Origin of the sequence: Nocardioides luteus (assembly GCF_000960475.2) — a bacterium.
Lineage (GTDB): Bacteria > Actinomycetota > Actinomycetes > Propionibacteriales > Nocardioidaceae > Nocardioides > Nocardioides luteus_A.
Genome location: NZ_JZDQ02000064.1, coordinates 1 through 15,727, shown reverse-complemented (window position 1 = coordinate 15,727; position 15,727 = coordinate 1). Strand labels below are relative to the sequence as shown.

Sequence of the window (15,727 nt, the reverse complement as noted above, 5' to 3'; positions counted from 1 at the left end):
TGACGAGCCGACTCGGCGAGGTTTTCGGTCAGAACGAGCCGACTCGGCGTGCGTTTCGGTTTCTCGGGCTCAGGTGCCGTTCTCGCTGAAGTGCTGGTAGTCCTTCAGCGAGTTCCAGTCGCCACCCCATCCCCAGCCGATGTCGGCGAAGGCCTTGGTCACGACGTCACCGTCGTGGATCATCCCGGGCGTCTCCCGGTCGCGGTTCAGATACCAGCCGGCCAGCTCGGGGATGACGCGGTCGCCCTTGACGTACGGGTTCTGGAAGGGGTTGATGTCGATCGCCAGGCCGTAGGCGTGCTGGGAGTACGACGTCTGCCCCCTGGCGAGGCGGCAGACGAAGGCGCCGGTGCCGTTGCCGTCGCCGGTCGGCGGCGCGTCCCGCTCCGCCACCGTGGTGATCTCCATCTGCTCGATCGGGAACCTCGCCTCGTAGAGCCGCCGGAAGACCCCGACGACGTCCTGGGCGACCCGGGCGTTGATCAGCATCTCGCCGGTGTGGCGGGCGCCGTCGAAACCCCAGAACGTCATCCGTACCCAGTCCAGCTCCTGGCGTGAGACCGGGCATCCCGGTGCCCAGGTCGAGCGCGCGATCACGTCGTCGGGCGCGACCTCGACCTCGGCGGCGAAGCCGTCGCCCGGCAGCATCGGCACCACGTCCGGCAGCGTCCAGGCCCGGTGGCGCAGCTCCGGCGGTGTCGGTGCGGCGATACCGAAACCCTCGGCATCCTTCTTCAGGACCCGCGTGCCGAGCCACGGCGGCGGCACCGACCCGGGCTTCGGGGCGACCGGAGAAGACGACGGTACGTCGCTCGCTGACGGCTCCGCCGACGCTGATGTCGAAGCCGCCGCCGACGGGCTCGGCGTGGGCCCGGCAGTGGAGGCCTGACCACAACCGGCGAGCGCGAGCGCGAGGGCTGCCAGCGCGGCGGCGTACGTCCGGGTTCTCACCCTTCCATTCAACCCTTCGTGGGCCAGGCGTTCATGGCAACCGTGGCGAGCGCGCGCAGGTCGCCGCGGGTGGCACCGTCGATCGCCTGCACCGACATCCCCTGGATCACGGCTCCGACCAGCCGGGCGAGGGCGGCGGCGTCGGTCTCCGCGGGCAGCTCCCCGTCGTCGACGGCGCGCCGCAGCCGCTGCTCGATCCCGGCGAGCGTCTGCGCCCGCATCCGGGCCGGCCTGGTCGCGACCCCGCGCTGCGCGGCACCCACGCCGAGCGCAGCCGTCGAGATCATGCAGCCCGGCGGCAGGCCGCCCTCGCTGAACCGGTCGGCCGCCTCGAGCAGGAAGTCTGCGATGGCCTCACGGACCGGCCCGTCGGGACGCAGCACCGCGCCGTGCTCGCTCGCGTAGCGCTCGAGGACGGTCTGGTAGAGGAGCTCCTTGGAGCCGAACGCCCCGTAGAGGCTAGGCGCCTTCAGCCCGGTCGCGGCCTCGAGCGTCGCGACGCTGGTGCCCTCGTAGCCGTGCTCCCAGAACGCCCGCATCACAGCGTCGAGCACCGCGTCCTCGTCGAAGGAGCGCGGTCGTCCGCGAGAGGCCTTGCGCATTTCCATAGTGATCCCTACATTAACTCCCATGGAGTTATTTAGCGACTACTACAGAAATGAGACCGAGATGACCCGCAACGCACTCGTCACCGGAGCCTCGCGCGGGATCGGCCGCGCCATCGCCGTACGCCTGGCCGCCGACGGCGTCGGCCTGATCGGCATCCACTACGGCTCGAACCGAGCGGCCGCCGAGGAGACCGCGCGGCTCGTCGAGTCCGCCGGGGCGCGGGCGGCCCTGATCGAGGCGGATCTCGGTGCGGACGGCGCGGGGGCGGCCGCCGAGATCGCCGACGCCTGGGCCAAGGAGGCGCTCGCCGAGGAGGACGGCTTCGACATCCTGGTCAACAACGCCGGCATCAACGGCAACCAGGAGCTCCACGAGCTCGACCCGGACACCGCCCGCCGCGTGCTCGAGGTCAACCTGATCGCGCCGATGTTCCTGACCCAGGCGATCGTGGCGCGGATGCGCGAGGGCGGCCGGGTGATCAACGTGTCGACCGGGTACACCCGGGTGGCGGCCCCGACCCACCTGGCGTACGCCGCGGCCAAGGCCGGCATCAACAACCTCACCCGCGCCCTGGCGGCGCCGGTCGCGGCGCGGGGTGGGACGGTCAACGCGGTGCTTCCCGGGGTGATCGAGACCGACATCAACGCCGACTGGATCAATCTCCCCGGGCCGCGGGCGCAGGCCGAGGCGCTGTCGGTCTTCGGCCGGATCGGCACGGCCGAGGACGTCGCCGACGCCGTCGGGTTCCTCGCCTCTCCCCAGGCGCGCTGGGTGACCGGAGAGACGCTCGACGTGACCGGCGGCTCCGCGCTCTGAGCCACTTGACTTCGAGTGCACTCCAACCAGGACACTGGAGCCATGACGACGCAGACGCACAGCATCGGGCTCAGCATCGCCGAGGTGGCCGAGCGCACCGGCCTGACCGCTCACACGCTGCGCTACTACGAGCGTGACGGGCTGATGCTCGGGGTGGGTCGCAACGGCTCGGGCCATCGCGCCTACACCGAGGGCGACCTCGGCTGGATCACCCTGATCACCAGGCTGCGCTCGACCGGGATGCCGATCCGGGAGATCCGGCGCTATGCCGAGATGGTCCGGTCCGGCGAGGGCAACGAGGAGGCGCGCCTCGAGCTGCTGCGCGCCCACCGCGACCGGGTGCGCGCGCAGCTCGAGGAGACGGCCGCCCATCTCGATGCGATCGAGTTCAAGGTCGCCTACTACGCCGCCGCGGTCGGGGAGACCGACCCTGATGCCGAGCTCACCGCCCAGCAGCGTCGAGCCGAGCCCGCTGCTCCTCGCTGAGCTCCAGATCCACCGCGGCCAGGCTCTCGTCGAGCTGGGCGACCGAGGATGCCCCGACCAGCGGGATCACCGGAAGAGCGTCGCCGAGCATCCAGGCCAGCACGACCTGGTTGCGGGTCGCACCGGTCTCGGCGGCGACCTCGTCGAGCACCGCGAGTCGCGCGGTCGTCCCCGGGTGGTCGTAGGCGGGATCGAGAGGCTTCGACGGGTTCGTGTAGGCGCCGCTGAGCAGCGGCGTGTACGCCACCAGCGTGAGCCCCGGCGTCGCCCGCAGGTAGGCCAGCAGTGAGGCGTCGGCCACCCCGATCTCGCCGTCGACCGAGAGCCGGCGGTCGGGGATGTCCGTCCGCGGACGCAGGTAGGTGTGGTGATACTGCAGCACGCTCGGCCGTGCCGCCTCCGGGTTGACCGCCCGCGCCCGCTCCACCTGCCAGGACCAGTGGTTGCTCAGCCCGAACTGGCCGATGACACCGTCCTTCACCAGGGCCGCGAAGCCGGCGGCGTACTCCTCCAGCGGCACGCCGTTCATGTCCGGCACGTGCGCGTAGTAGAGGTCGAGCCGCTCGACGCCGAGCCGTTCGCGGGAGCGGTCGGCCTGCTCGCGCACGTTCTCCGGCGCCAGCCCCTCCCAGCGGCGGTCGCGCTGGTTCTCCCAGCCGTTCTCGACCCGCTCCACGACGTCCGTCGGACGCGCACCGACCTTGGTGGAGATGACGAGCTCGTCGCCGATCCCGCGGTCGCGGCGCCACTGCCCGAGCGTCGTCTCGCTCTCGCCGCCCTGGGTGCCGTTGGCCCAGTAGGCGTAGTTGTTGGAGGTGTCGACGAAGGTGCCGCCGGCCCCGACGAAGCGGTCGAGGATGGCATAGGAGGTCGAGACGTCCGTGTCCGTCCCGAACCGCATCACGCCGAGCGCGAGCTTGCTGACGCGCCGGGCGCCGGCGCCTGATCCGATGGTCGTGTATCTCATGCGATCCACGCTCCGGCTTCGCGTGCGCTCGAAGTCAAACGTCTTTACACACGTCTCCTAGACTGGTGTCCGCACCCCCTGTTCTTCCTGGCCGGGGGCTCTCGTGCATGCCCATCCCTTTGGAGTCACCCGTGATCCTCGCCCCGCTCGCCGATCTCGTCCTGCGCGATGCCGCCCTGAGCGAGGTGATGGCGGAGGCCAAGGGCGGCCGGATGCTGGCGCTCGACGTCACCGGGCCGGAGGCGCTGCGCCCCTTCGTGGTCACCGGTCTCGTACGCCAGGAGCGCACCGTCCTCGCGGTCACCGCCACCTCTCGTGAGGCCGAGGACCTCGTCAACGACCTGACCGACCTGCTGCCGCCCGACTCGGTCGCCTACTACCCGAGCTGGGAGACGCTGCCCCACGAGCGGCTCTCCCCGCGGTCGGACACCGTCGGGCGCCGGCTCGCGGTGCTCCGCCGTCTCCAGCACCCCGACGCCGACGGTGTCCACGGGCCGTTGAAGGTGGTCGTCGCCCCGGTCCGCAGCGTCCTGCAGCCGCAGGTCAAGGGCCTCGGCGACCTGGAGCCCGTGGAGCTGATCAAGGGCCAGGAGACGAGCCTGGACGACGTCGTCACGAAGCTCGCCGACGCCGCCTACTCCCGCGTCGACCTGGTCGAGAAGCGCGGCGAGTTCGCGGTCCGCGGCGGCATCGTGGACGTCTTCCCGCCGACCGAGGAGCACCCGGTCCGCGTCGAGTTCTGGGGCGACGAGGTCGACTCGATCCGCCACTTCGCGGTCGCCGACCAGCGCGCGATCCCCGAGGAGTACGGTGGGGCCATCGAGCGGCTCTGGGCGCCGCCGTGCCGCGAGCTCCTGCTGACCCCGGAGGTCCGCGACCGGGCCCGCAAGCTCGGCGAGGAGCACCCGACCCTGATCGAGCTCACCGACAAGATCGCCGCCGGGATCGCGGTCGAGGGCATGGAGTCGCTGGCCCCCGCGCTCGTCGACGACATGGAGCTGCTGCTCGACCTGATCCCCGAGGACAGCCACGTGCTGCTCCTCGACCCCGAGCGGATCCGCAGCCGGGCCCACGACCTGGTCGCCACCGCCGAGGAGTTCCTCGGCGCCTCCTGGGCCGCCGCGGCCAGCGGGGGAGTCGCCCCGATCGACCTCTCCGCGGCCTCCTACCGCGACCTCGCCGACGTACGCGCCCACGCGATCGCCCAGGGCAAGCCGTGGTGGTCGGTCAGCCCGTTCGGCCTCGACGACGACGCCGACCTCACCGACCCCGACGTGGTCGGCGTCCCTGCCCGCAAGATCGACTGGCAGCCGGCGAAGGCCTACCGCGGCGACACCGCCGCGGCGCTGGCCGACATCGAGCGCTGGCGCGACGACAGCTACCGCGTGGTCGTCGTCCAGCCGGCGCACGGCACGGCGCAGCGTACGGTCGAGGCCTTGGGGGAGCGCGACGTCCCGGCTCGTCTGGCAGAGGCCGACGACGAGACCGCCAAGCCGGTCCACAAGACCGTCACCGTCATCCATGCCCGGCTGACCCACGGCTTCCTCGACGAGGCCAACCAGCTGGTCGTGCTCACCGGCGAGGACATCTCCGGCCAGAAGTCGTCGACGCGCGACATGGTCAAGATGCCCGCGCGCCGCAAGAAGCAGATCGACCCGCTCGAGCTCAAGCCTGGCGACTACGTCGTCCACGAGCAGCACGGCGTCGGCCAGTTCATCGAGATGAAGCAGCGCGAGGTGCAGGGCGCGACCCGCGAATACCTCGTCCTCGAGTACGGGGCCTCCAAGCGTGGCGCGCCGCCCGACCGCCTCTACGTCCCGGCCGACGCCCTCGACCAGGTGACCCGCTACGTCGGTGGTGAGCAGCCCAGCCTCGACCGCCTCGGCGGCGCCGACTGGCAGAAGCGGAAGGCGCGGGCCCGCAAGGCGGTCAGAGAGATCGCCGCCGAGCTGATCAAGCTCTACGCCGCCCGGCAGGCCACCAAGGGCTTCCAGTACGGCCCCGACAACCCGTGGCAGCGCGAGCTCGAGGACGCCTTCCCGTTCCAGGAGACCGCCGACCAGCTCGCCGTCATCGACGAGGTCAAGCAGGACATGATGCGGCCGGTCCCGATGGACCGGCTGGTCTGCGGCGACGTCGGCTACGGCAAGACCGAGATCGCGGTGCGGGCGGCGTTCAAGGCCGTCCAGGACGGCAAGCAGGTCGCCGTGCTCGTGCCGACGACGCTGCTGGTCAGCCAGCACATGTCGACCTTCATGGAGCGGATGTCCGGGTTCCCGGTCAACCTTCGCGGGCTGTCGAGGTTCCAGACCGACAAGGAGGCCGCCGAGGTCATGGCCGGCCTCGCCGACGGCACCGTCGACATCGTGGTCGGCACCCACCGTCTGTTCAACAAGGACATCCGGTTCAAGGACCTCGGCCTGATCATCGTCGACGAGGAGCAGCGCTTCGGCGTCGAGCACAAGGAGGCGATGAAGCGTCTGCGCACCTCCGTCGACTTCCTGTCCATGTCCGCCACCCCGATCCCACGCACCCTGGAGATGTCGATCACCGGCATCCGGGAGATGTCCACGATCACCACGCCGCCCGAGGAGCGACACCCGGTCCTGACGTACGTCGGTGCCTATGAGGACCGCCAGATCGTCGCCGCGGTGCGTCGTGAGCTGCTCCGCGAGGGCCAGGTCTTCTACATCCACAACCGGGTCAACTCGATCGAGAAGGCCGCCGCCCGGATCCGCGAGCTGGTGCCCGAGGCGCGGGTCGCGGTCGCCCACGGCCAGATGAACGAGAAGCAGCTCGAGCAGGTGATGGTCGACTTCTGGGAGAAGGAGTTCGACGTGCTGGTGTGCACCACGCTCGTCGAGTCCGGCCTGGACGTCTCCAACGCCAACACGATGATCATCGAGCGCGCCGACACCCTCGGTCTCAGCCAGCTCCACCAGCTGCGCGGCCGCGTCGGCCGCTCCCGCGAGCGGGCCTACGCCTACTTCCTCTACCCCGGCGAGAAGCCGCTCACCGAGACCGCCCACGAGCGTCTCGCCACCCTGGCGCAGCACTCCGACCTGGGTGGCGGCATGGCGATCGCGATGAAGGACCTCGAGATCCGCGGCGCCGGCAACCTGCTCGGCGGCGAGCAGTCCGGCCACATCGCCGACGTCGGCTTCGACCTCTACGTACGCCTGGTCGGCGAGGCCGTGGCCGAGTTCAAGGCCGGTCCCGACGGGGCCGCCGAGGAGCTCAACGAGGTGAGGATCGAGCTCCCGGTGGATGCGCATCTCCCGCACGACTACATCCCCTCCGAGCGGCTGCGGCTGGAGATCTACAAGCGCCTCGCCGAGGTGCGCTCCGACGAGGACGTCGAGTCGGTCGCTGCCGAGCTCCTCGACCGCTACGGCAAGCCGCCGGCGGAGGTCTCCTCGCTGCTCCAGGTCGCCCGCTTCCGCGCCCGCGCCCGTCAGGCCGGCGTCTCCGAGGTCACCCTGGCCGGCAAGAACGTACGCTTCCACCCGGTCACGCTGCCCGACTCGCGCGTCGTCCGGCTCAACCGGATGTACCCGAAGTCGCTGGTCAAGCCGCAGCTGGAGACCATCATGGTGCCGCGCCCGGTCTCCTCCGGCTTCCCGGCCAAGCCCCTCGACGGCCCCGACCTCCTCGACTGGGCCCGGGTCGTCATCGACGCGATCATCGACCCGCTCACCTAGGGGTTACATATCCACAAAATGGAGGTTATTATCCATTTTGTGAGAAGTCAGGCTCCGGTGCTCGCGCCTCTGTTCCGGTCGGAGGCGCAGGCGCTGCTGCTCTCGGAGCTGCTGCTCCCGGGCGAGGAGCTGAGCATGACCGAGCTGGCCGAGCGGGTCGGGCTGCCCTACCCGACGGTCCACCGTGAGGTCGCGCGGCTGCTCGACGCGGGCCTGCTCGTCGACCGGCGCGTGGGCCGGACGCGGCTCGTGAAGGGCAACGACCAGAGCCCGCTGCTCGCGCCGACGCGGGAGATCCTGCTGACGGTGACGGGACCGGTCGTGCTGCTCCGCGAGGCGCTCGAAGAGGTCGACGGGATCGAGCGGGCCTTCCTCTTCGGGTCGTTCGCGGCCAGGGCGAAGGGTGAGCCGGGGCCGCCGCCGAACGACATCGACCTGATGGTGATCGGGACCCCTGACGCCCTGGCCGTCTACCGGGTCTGCCGCGAGGTCTCCGACAGCGTCGGGCGCATCGTCAACCCGACGATCATGAGTCCCGAGGAGGCCGAGGAGCAGACCGGGTTCCTCGAGGAGGTCCGGGCCAGCCCGGTGATCAAGATCTACGGAGGAGGACCGGATGGCCCTGCCGCTGACCCCGGCACAGCAGAAGGCAGTTGACGCACTCGTACGCTCCGGCGCCCTGCGCGCGGTGCGACCCGACGAGAAGAAGGCCCGCGCCTTCCTCGCCGGCGCGGAGTCGGCCCTCGCCGACGTACCCAACGTCACCCGCACCGAGAACCGCTACAACCTCGCCTACAAGGCGGCCCACGACGTCGGCGAGGCCGTGCTCGCGGGCTACGGCTACAAGACGACGTACGGCGCCGGCGGCCATGTGAAGGTCGGCCGGTTCCTGGCCGCCGTCTTCGACACCCCGCCGCCGCGCGACGCGGCCATCCATTACGACGTGATGCGCCTGGACCGCAACGCCAACAACTACCTCGGCAAGCCGGTGACCATTGCCGCCGCCGATGCGGCGGCAGCGGCGGCCCGGACGCTCTACGACGCCGCGGTGGAGCGCCTCGCCGGCTGAGGCGGGTCAGCCCTGGCCGGCCGCGCGACGGAGCGCCTCCAGGGTGGTGTCGGGGCCGGCGTTGAAGGCGAAGCGTGCCCGGGGCGCGAGCTCGTGGACCAGGTTGACGATCGATTCGAAGAGCTCGGTGTGGGCCGGGATCGCCCGGATCCCGCCGCCGATCATGACGATGTCCCAGGGCTCCTGCTCGAGCGCCGCGCGCACCTGCGCGGTCGCGGCGGAGACATCGGTGCCGATCTCGCAGGGGAGTGCGTCGTAGCCAGCGTCGGCGACCTGTGCGTTGCCTGCGGCGATCCGCTCCTTGAGCGTGGCCAGGTCGATGGGGGCCTCGGAGAGGTCGACTGCCTCGGGCGCCAGCCCGATCAGGAGGACTCGATTCATGGCACCGACGCTACTCACGCCTCCCAGGCGCAAGAATGGGCGGCGTGACCGGCGAGCCAGAGGTGCGCTACGCGCAGACCAGCGACGACATCGCGATCGCCTATCAGGTCGTCGGGAGCGGGCCGGTGACGGTCTGGATGCCCTCGCTCAGCAACATCAGGGCGCAGTGGCGGGTGCCCGCGCTGAGGACGGCCTACGAGCGGCTGAGCCAGGACCTGACGCTCGTGCTCTACGACGGCCGCGGCACCGGCGCCTCCGACCGCCGTCCCGGCGACCTCGGCCTCGACGCGCACGTCCGCGACCTGGAGGCGGTCATCGAGGCGCTCGGCGCCGACCGGGTCAACCTGCTCGGCTACTACCACGCGGTCGCGACCGCGGTGGCGTACGCCGCCACCAATCCGCAGCGCGTCGACCGGATGCTCCTCTTCGGCGGGGCGGCGCGGATGCGCGAGGCGATGAGCCCGGCGCAGACCCAGGCGCTGCTCTCGCTGGTCGAGCAGGACTGGGACCTCTTCGCCGACGCCGCCGCGACCGCCTGGCTGGGCTGGGGCTCGGGCGAGAACGCCGGCCGGGTGGCCGAGGCGTTCCGCACCGCCACGACGCCCGCGCTCGCCCGCGACTGGTTCGCGGAGGCTGCTCGGCTGGACGTCAGCGACCTGCTCGACCGGGTGGTGGCGCCCACGCTGGTGCTGCATCGGCAGGCGACGAGCCAGATCCCGGTCGAGGTCTCGCGGCACCTGGCCGACGGCGTCCGGAACGGCACGCTGGTCGAGCTCGAGGGCAGTACGCCGACGCTCTTCGTCGAGGGCGGCGCCCGTGACCTGGCCATGGTGAGCCGCTGGTTCCTGACCGGCGACGTGCGCCGCGGGTCCGCGGTTGCCCCGGGCCAGGCACTGACCACGCGCGAGCAGGAGGTGCTGCGGCTGATCGCCACGGGACGTACGAATGCGGCGGTGGCCCGCGAGCTCGGCATCACCGAGCACACCGTCGAGCGGCACGCGGCCAACCTCTACCGCAAACTGGGCGTACGCAGCCGGGCCGAGGCCACCGCCTGGGCCATCCGCAACGGCGCCGACTGACGGGAACCCGTCAGTCCTGCTGCGCACTGTCCGGGAAGCGGCGCCACCGCGGCTGGAACGAGAGTGGGGGCATGACGACGATGACCCCGAGCAACGACTCCTGGCGGATGGCGAAGGCGACCGCCCCGATGATGCGGACCCTGGCCGGGCACCGCTTCTTCCCGCTCTGGGCGGTGGTGCACCACCGGGGCCGCAAGACCGGCCGCGAGCTGAGCCTCCCGGTCGCGCTGCTGCACACCGAGGACGAGTTCGTGATCACGCTCCCGTGGGGACCGGGCACCAACTGGGTGTGCAACGTGCTGGCGGCCGGCGAGTGCACGATCACCTGGAAGGGACGCGACCACGCCGCCACCCAGCCACGGATCCTCGGTCGCGACGAGGCGCGCCCCTTCTTCGACGGCTTCTCCTGGTGGATGGTCGAGAAGGTGTTCAAGGCCGACAGCTTCCTGGCCCTGCGCCGGTGACCGTCCACACTCCGGCGCCGTTGCTCCGTGGCGTACGCCTGTGTCTGGCAGGATCGACGCATGACCATGGAGGCGTTCGGCGAGCAGTCCTTCCCTGAGGAGCCCTTCGGCAACGAGTGGGACACCGAGCCGGGGTGGCTCTCCGAGGAGGAGCTGGGCGAGACCCGCGGGCGGGTGCCCATCATCTACGTGGAGGCGGTGCCGGTACGGGTCGATCCCGACGGCCGGGTCACCGAGGTCGGGCTGCTGCTGCGCGGCTCGCCCACGACCGGGACGATCACCAGGTCGCTGGTCTCCGGCCGGGTGCTCCACGGCGAACGGATCCGCGACGCGCTGATGCGCAACCTGGAGAAGGACCTCGGCCCGGTCGCGTTCCCGACTCTGCCGCTGACCACGGTGCCGGTGACGGTCGCCGAATACTTCCCGTGGCCCGGCGAGCGCTTCCACGACCCGCGCCAGCACGCGGTCTCGCTGGTCTACGTCATCCCCGTGACCGGCGAGTGCGAGCCCCGTCAGGACGCCTTGGAGCTCTCCTGGATGACGCCCGCCGAGGCGGTCTCCGACGCCGTCGTCGGTGACATGGAGGGTGGCCGCGGGTCCCTGCTGCGGCAGTGCCTGAACGCGTACGGAGCGCTGGATTGAGCGAGCGGACGTACGCATCGGGGGAGGGGCTCGTCGAGTTCCTCGACCTGATGCGACTGATGCGTGAGCGGTGCGTGTGGAAGTCGTCCCAGACGCACACCTCGTTGGCGCAGTATCTGCGCGAGGAGTCCGACGAGGTCCTCGAGGCGATCGAGGAGGGCGACCCCGACCACCTCAAGGAGGAGCTCGGCGACCTGCTCCTGCAGGTCTACTTCCACGCCGCCATCGCCGAGGAGGCCGGCGAGTTCACCATGGACGACGTCATCGCCGGCCTCACCGCCAAGATGAAGCGCCGCAACCCGCACGTCTTCGGCCCCGAGGCCGAGTCCGGCCGCCGCTACACCCTCGACGAGGTCGAGCGCCTCTGGCAGGCCGCCAAGGCCGCCGAGCGCGCCCACCCCGCCGAGTAGACCCCCGCCGAGGCGTCACTTACGTCGGCCGAGGCGTCACTTACGTCGGCCGACATGGCATCTCGGTGCCATCTCGCCCGACGGGAGCGACGTCTCGCTCGACGGGAGCGACGTCTCGGCTCGCGTACGTGACGCCTCGGCCGACCGGAGCGACCTTTCGCGCGGCCCGGGGAATGAGGATGGCGGCCAGAGCCGCACCCAGGGCGACGAGGGCGAGGAAGCCGAAGCCGTTGACGTACCCCTGCTCGGTCGGATAACCCGAGGGCAGGGTGTGGGCGGTGACGACGGAGGTCATGACCGCGGATCCGATGGTGCCGCCGACGGTGCGGATGTTGGCGTTCATCCCGGTGGCCACGCCGGTGTGCTCGGGTGGCACCGCGGCCACGACCGCGTTGGCGAGGTTGGCGAAGACGAGTCCCGTGCCGAAGCCCGACAGCGCCGTGGCGATGCACATCTGCCACGGCTCGTCGTGGACGAAGGCGACCAGGGCGAGGGAGACCGCGGTGAGCAGCCCGCCGATGACCAGGATGCGGCGCATCCCGATGAGGTCGGCGAGCCGGGCGCTGACCAGCCCGCAGAGGAACGAGGTGATGGCCGTCGGGAGCATCAGGTAGCCCGCGACGGTGACCGAGGCGCCGAACCCGTAGCCGGCCGACGTCGGGGTCTGGGTCAGCTGCGGGATGAAGCCGAAGGAGGCGTACATCGCGATGCCGATCAGCAGAGCGACCAGATTGGCGGTCCAGACGCCCCGGAGGCCCATCAGCCGCAGGTCGACCAGCGGCTGGCGTACGGTCCACTCGACCCGGATCCAGGTGGCCAGCAGTACGACGGCGGCACCGAGCAGGCCGATGGTGGCGGGAGAGGTCCAGCCCCACGAGGGTGCCCGGCTGACACCGAGAAGGAGCGCGACGAGCCAGCCGGCGAGAAGCACGGCGGGGAGCAGCGGGATCGGCTCACGGGTGACCACCGGCGACTCCGGCACCAGCACAAGCGTGCCGATCGCGGCACCGGCCGCGACGAGCGCGGGCAGCAGGAACAGCGCCCGGAAGCCGAGCGTCTCGGCGACCGGGCCGGCCAGCACGATCCCGGCCGCGAAGCCCATCGAGAGCAGCGACGAGGTCACCGCGATCGCGCCGGCCACCCGCTCCCGGGGCAGCTCGTCGCGAAGGATCGCGAAGGCCAACGGCAGGGTGCCGCCGCCCAACCCCTGCAGGACCCGCGCGCCGATCATCACCTCGATGCTGGGGGCCGCGGCGGCGAGGAGGGCGCCGGCGGTGAGAGCGACCAGGCTCCACACGTACATCCTGCGCTTGCCGAAGGAGTCGCCCATCCGGCCGATGATCGGGGTCGCGACCGAGGCCGAGAGCAGGAACGCGGTCAGGATCCAGGACGCGGTCGCCTGGTCGGTCTCCAGCTCGGTCTGGATCAGCGGCATCGTCGGCACGGAGACCGACTGCAGCAGGGAGTAGGAGCAGACGCCGATGGCGACGATGGCGAAGGTGAGGCGGGGGCTGGTGTGAGTCACAGGCATCGCGGCAAAGTTTAGCTTGGCTAACTGTATTCCAGACACCAATTGGTCCGTGATGGAAGCCACTCGGCGACAACAGAGGCGCTCGCCTGCCGTGACGGCAGGCGAGCGCCTCGAGCGAGCAGGTCAGCGGGTCAGGCCCACTTCACCGCGGCCTCGGTGTCGACCCGGGGGAGCCGGTCGAACCACGGGTTCTCGCCCGGGTGGCCGATGTTGACGATCATCTTCGTGGTCCAGTCGCCCTCGGGGAAGAACTCCTTGTCGACGCCCGCGGTGTCGTAGCCCGCGATCGGGCCGGCGGCCAGGCCGGCCGCGCGGACGGCGAGGATGAAGGCGCCGGCCTGCAGCCCGGCGGACCAGCCGCCGGCGCCGTGCCGCGCGTTCTCGTCCGACTCGAAGTAGTCCTTCATCTCCGGGCGGATCGGGAAGACGTTCGGGATCTCCTCGTGCCAGTTGTTGTCGTAGGCGACGATCGCGGTCGCCGGGGCGGCCTTGGTCTTCTCGAGGTTGCCCTCGGCGATGTGCGGGAGGAGGCGCTCCTTGCCCTCCGGCGTACGCACGAACACGACCCGCAGCGGCTGGGTGTTGGCCATGGTCGGCGTCCAGCGGGTGAGCTCCCAGATGTCGGCGAGCTCGTCATCGGTCACGGGGGTGTCGGCGAAGGTGTTGGACGTGCGCGCGCCGGTGAAGACGATCTGGCGGCCGCGGGGGTCCAGCTTCTCGAGGGTGGTGGTCTCGAGGGCAGTGGTCTCGGTCATGTCGCTCTGAACTCCGTGGTTACTAGGAATATTCCGGTTGCTTCGAAAATAGTAGTTCCTCAGGATTCAGGCAATCCCTGTACGCTTGGACCCATGCCCGCGACGAAGCCCGCACACGATCCCCAGGTGTGCAATGCAGCGCTCGTGCGGGCCTTCGACTTCCTCGGCAAGCGCTGGAACGGCGTGATCCTCGGCAGCCTGACCCAGGGCCCGCTCGGCTTCGCCGAGCTCAAGCGGGCGGTGGCCGGCATCAGCGACTCGATGCTCTCCGAGCGCCTCAGCGAGCTGGCCGGCCTGGGACTGCTCGCCCGCGAGGTCGATCCCGGCCCGCCGGTGGCGGTCCGCTACGTGCTCACCGGATCCGGCGAAGCGCTCGCGCCGACCCTCGGGGCGCTCACCGAATGGGCCGGCACGCACCTCCCGGCCGACGGCTGCTCCGAGGACTGACCACCTACCTACTGTCCGGTTAACGTTCCAATCGCCAGGCCCATCCGGCCGGGTAATAGGCTTCGGACGACACCCCGTCCCTGACCCAGGAGTAGTTCAGTGGCATCGATCGACGCCGTAGGCGCCCGCGAGATCCTCGATTCGCGAGGCAACCCGACTGTGGAAGTTGAGGTCGTCCTCGATGACGGCACCTTCGCCCGGGCCCAGGTGCCCAGTGGCGCCTCGACCGGAGCCTTCGAGGCCGTCGAGCTGCGCGACGGCGGCGAGCGCTACGGCGGCAAGGGCGTGCAGAACGCCGTCACCGCCGTCGTGGAGACCCTGGCCCCGGCGATCGAGGGCTTCGACGCCGACGACCAGCGCGCCATCGACCAGGCGATGATCGAGGCCGACGCGACCCCCAACAAGGCGAAGGCCGGCGCGAACGCGATCCTCGGGGTCTCGCTCGCGGTCGCGAAGGCCGCCGCCGACTCGGCGGGCCTGTCCCTCTTCCGCTACATCGGTGGCCCCAACGCCCACGTGCTCCCGGTGCCGATGCTCAACATCCTCAACGGTGGCTCGCACGCGGACTCCAACGTGGACATCCAGGAGTTCATGATCGCGCCGATCGGCGCCCCGACCTTCGCCGAGGCGCTGCGCACCGGCGCGGAGGTCTACCACGCCCTCAAGTCCGTGCTGAAGGAGAAGGGCCTGGCCACCGGTCTCGGCGACGAGGGTGGCTTCGCGCCCAACCTCGAGTCCAACCGTGCCGCTCTCGACCTGATCGCCGAGGCGATCGGCAAGGCCGGCTACGAGCTCGGCAAGGACGTCGTCCTCGCGCTCGACGTGGCCGCCTCCGAGTTCTACGAGGACGGGGCCTACCTCTTCGAGGGCGCCAAGAAGACCGCGCAGGAGATGACCGCCTACTACGAGGAGCTCGTCGCGGCCTACCCGATCGTCTCCATCGAGGACCCCCTCGACGAGGAGGACTGGGACGGCTGGAAGGCCATCACCGACGCCATCGGCGACAAGACCCAGCTCGTCGGCGACGACCTCTTCGTCACCAACGTCGAGCGCCTCGCCCGCGGCATCGAGGGCGGCCAGGGCAACGCGCTGCTGGTCAAGGTCAACCAGATCGGCACGCTCACCGAGACCCTCGACGCGGTCGACATGGCTCACCGTGCCGGCTTCAAGACGATGATGTCCCACCGCTCCGGCGAGACCGAGGACACCACCATCGCCGACCTCGCCGTCGCCGTCGGCTCCGGCCAGATCAAGACCGGTGCCCCGGCCCGCTCCGAGCGGGTCGCGAAGTACAACCAGCTCCTCCGCATCGAGGACGAGCTCGGCGACGCCGCCCGCTACGCCGGCGCCTCCGCGTTCCCGCGCTACCAGGCCTAGGCATTCCCGTACGCCGCGGCGGCCCGTGTCCTGAGGACACGG

General features: G+C 70.8%; 17 protein-coding genes. 11 read left to right on the top strand and 6 right to left on the bottom strand.

What is annotated here, in order from left to right; genetic code table 11:
* Nucleotides 1–69 precede the first annotated feature (69 nt).
* On the bottom strand, nt 70–951 hold the full coding sequence (locus UG56_RS27095; RefSeq protein ID WP_143055222.1) for a M15 family metallopeptidase: 882 nt from the start codon (nt 949–951) through the stop codon (nt 70–72).
* A gap of 8 nt (nt 952–959) precedes the next feature.
* Nucleotides 960–1,553 (bottom strand): TetR/AcrR family transcriptional regulator, encoded by a 594-nt coding sequence (locus tag UG56_RS27090; protein WP_071327367.1) that lies wholly within the window; start codon nt 1,551–1,553, stop codon nt 960–962.
* A 67-nt stretch (nt 1,554–1,620) separates the two neighbouring features.
* Here UG56_RS27090 and UG56_RS27085 point away from each other — a divergent pair, with 67 nt between their 5' ends.
* Both UG56_RS27085 and UG56_RS27080 read left to right on the top strand, forming a co-directional pair.
* Entirely contained in the window at nt 1,621–2,376 is a 756-nt protein-coding gene (locus UG56_RS27085; RefSeq protein ID WP_045550927.1) for an SDR family NAD(P)-dependent oxidoreductase, read from the top strand.
* Between the two features lie 42 nt (nt 2,377–2,418).
* Nucleotides 2,419–2,862 carry a MerR family transcriptional regulator gene (locus UG56_RS27080; RefSeq protein WP_045550928.1) on the top strand — a complete coding sequence of 148 codons (444 nt, stop codon included), beginning with the start codon at nt 2,419–2,421 and terminating at the stop codon, nt 2,860–2,862.
* Here the strand turns inward: UG56_RS27080 and UG56_RS27075 are convergent.
* Complete coding sequence (locus tag UG56_RS27075; RefSeq protein ID WP_045550929.1) at nt 2,819–3,829, bottom strand: aldo/keto reductase; 1,011 nt, start codon at nt 3,827–3,829, stop codon at nt 2,819–2,821. The two genes, UG56_RS27080 and UG56_RS27075, sit on opposite strands and share 44 nt — an antisense overlap.
* 107 nt (nt 3,830–3,936) lie before the next feature.
* On the opposite strand from UG56_RS27075, the gene mfd reads away from it, so the two are divergent.
* From mfd to UG56_RS27060, 3 genes are read left to right on the top strand one after another with little or no spacing between them, the layout of a single operon-like run.
* The gene (mfd, locus tag UG56_RS27070) at nt 3,937–7,530 is read left to right on the top strand and encodes a transcription-repair coupling factor (protein WP_218145305.1); all 3,594 of its coding nucleotides are present in this window, start codon (nt 3,937–3,939) and stop codon (nt 7,528–7,530) included.
* A 39-nt stretch (nt 7,531–7,569) separates the two neighbouring features.
* Nucleotides 7,570–8,187, top strand: a complete 618-nt coding sequence (locus tag UG56_RS27065; protein ID WP_052694025.1) for a MarR family transcriptional regulator — start codon at nt 7,570–7,572, stop codon at nt 8,185–8,187.
* Entirely contained in the window at nt 8,147–8,599 is a 453-nt protein-coding gene (locus UG56_RS27060) for a hypothetical protein (protein ID WP_045550932.1), read from the top strand. Before UG56_RS27065 ends, UG56_RS27060 begins: the two co-directional genes overlap by 41 nt.
* A gap of 6 nt (nt 8,600–8,605) precedes the next feature.
* On the opposite strand, the gene UG56_RS27055 is transcribed toward UG56_RS27060, so the two are convergent.
* Nucleotides 8,606–8,980, bottom strand: a complete 375-nt coding sequence (locus UG56_RS27055; RefSeq protein WP_045550933.1) for a hypothetical protein — start codon at nt 8,978–8,980, stop codon at nt 8,606–8,608.
* A gap of 44 nt (nt 8,981–9,024) precedes the next feature.
* On the opposite strand from UG56_RS27055, the gene UG56_RS29000 reads away from it, so the two are divergent.
* The 4 genes from UG56_RS29000 to UG56_RS27035 all read left to right on the top strand — a co-directional run bounded on the left by UG56_RS29000 (nt 9,025) and on the right by UG56_RS27035 (nt 11,575).
* Complete coding sequence (locus tag UG56_RS29000) at nt 9,025–10,059, top strand: alpha/beta fold hydrolase (protein WP_256206926.1); 1,035 nt, start codon at nt 9,025–9,027, stop codon at nt 10,057–10,059.
* 71 nt (nt 10,060–10,130) lie between these two features.
* Nucleotides 10,131–10,523 (top strand): hypothetical protein, encoded by a 393-nt coding sequence (locus tag UG56_RS27045; RefSeq protein ID WP_052694027.1) that lies wholly within the window; start codon nt 10,131–10,133, stop codon nt 10,521–10,523.
* A 60-nt stretch (nt 10,524–10,583) separates the two neighbouring features.
* Nucleotides 10,584–11,165, top strand: coding sequence for an NUDIX hydrolase family protein (locus tag UG56_RS27040; RefSeq protein WP_084101678.1), 582 nt, complete (start codon nt 10,584–10,586; stop codon nt 11,163–11,165).
* Nucleotides 11,162–11,575 (top strand): MazG nucleotide pyrophosphohydrolase domain-containing protein, encoded by a 414-nt coding sequence (locus tag UG56_RS27035; RefSeq protein ID WP_045550938.1) that lies wholly within the window; start codon nt 11,162–11,164, stop codon nt 11,573–11,575. The genes UG56_RS27040 and UG56_RS27035 overlap by 4 nt, the downstream gene beginning before the upstream one ends.
* A 40-nt stretch (nt 11,576–11,615) precedes the next feature.
* Here the strand turns inward: UG56_RS27035 and UG56_RS27030 are convergent, their stop codons facing one another.
* A complete protein-coding gene (locus UG56_RS27030; protein ID WP_052694029.1) occupies nt 11,616–13,106 on the bottom strand; it encodes an MFS transporter in 1,491 nt (496 codons plus the stop codon).
* 131 nt (nt 13,107–13,237) lie between these two features.
* The gene (locus UG56_RS27025) at nt 13,238–13,861 is read right to left on the bottom strand and encodes a malonic semialdehyde reductase (RefSeq protein WP_071327366.1); all 624 of its coding nucleotides are present in this window, start codon (nt 13,859–13,861) and stop codon (nt 13,238–13,240) included.
* A gap of 93 nt (nt 13,862–13,954) precedes the next feature.
* Here UG56_RS27025 and UG56_RS27020 point away from each other — a divergent pair, with 93 nt between their 5' ends.
* Nucleotides 13,955–14,308, top strand: coding sequence for a winged helix-turn-helix transcriptional regulator (locus UG56_RS27020; protein ID WP_045549683.1), 354 nt, complete (start codon nt 13,955–13,957; stop codon nt 14,306–14,308).
* 99 nt (nt 14,309–14,407) lie between these two features.
* Nucleotides 14,408–15,685 carry a phosphopyruvate hydratase gene (eno, locus tag UG56_RS27015; protein ID WP_045549684.1) on the top strand — a complete coding sequence of 426 codons (1,278 nt, stop codon included), beginning with the start codon at nt 14,408–14,410 and terminating at the stop codon, nt 15,683–15,685.
* Nucleotides 15,686–15,727: the final 42 nt, after the last annotated feature.

Excerpts from the sequence above, each read along its gene's own strand:
- UG56_RS27090 (WP_071327367.1), bottom strand. The coding sequence starts at position 1,553 with ATGCGCAAGGCCTCTCGCGGACGACCGCGCTCCTTCGACGAGGACGCG.
- UG56_RS27085 (WP_045550927.1), top strand. The coding sequence starts at position 1,621 with ATGACCCGCAACGCACTCGTCACCGGAGCCTCGCGCGGGATCGGCCGC.
- UG56_RS27080 (WP_045550928.1), top strand. The coding sequence starts at position 2,419 with ATGACGACGCAGACGCACAGCATCGGGCTCAGCATCGCCGAGGTGGCC.
- UG56_RS27075 (WP_045550929.1), bottom strand. The coding sequence starts at position 3,829 with ATGAGATACACGACCATCGGATCAGGCGCCGGCGCCCGGCGCGTCAGC.
- mfd (WP_218145305.1), top strand. The coding sequence starts at position 3,937 with ATGCCCATCCCTTTGGAGTCACCCGTGATCCTCGCCCCGCTCGCCGAT.
- UG56_RS27060 (WP_045550932.1), top strand. The coding sequence starts at position 8,147 with ATGGCCCTGCCGCTGACCCCGGCACAGCAGAAGGCAGTTGACGCACTC.
- UG56_RS27055 (WP_045550933.1), bottom strand. The coding sequence starts at position 8,980 with ATGAATCGAGTCCTCCTGATCGGGCTGGCGCCCGAGGCAGTCGACCTC.
- UG56_RS27045 (WP_052694027.1), top strand. The coding sequence starts at position 10,131 with ATGACGACGATGACCCCGAGCAACGACTCCTGGCGGATGGCGAAGGCG.
- UG56_RS27040 (WP_084101678.1), top strand. The coding sequence starts at position 10,584 with ATGACCATGGAGGCGTTCGGCGAGCAGTCCTTCCCTGAGGAGCCCTTC.
- UG56_RS27030 (WP_052694029.1), bottom strand. The coding sequence starts at position 13,106 with ATGCCTGTGACTCACACCAGCCCCCGCCTCACCTTCGCCATCGTCGCC.
- UG56_RS27025 (WP_071327366.1), bottom strand. The coding sequence starts at position 13,861 with ATGACCGAGACCACTGCCCTCGAGACCACCACCCTCGAGAAGCTGGAC.
- UG56_RS27020 (WP_045549683.1), top strand. The coding sequence starts at position 13,955 with ATGCCCGCGACGAAGCCCGCACACGATCCCCAGGTGTGCAATGCAGCG.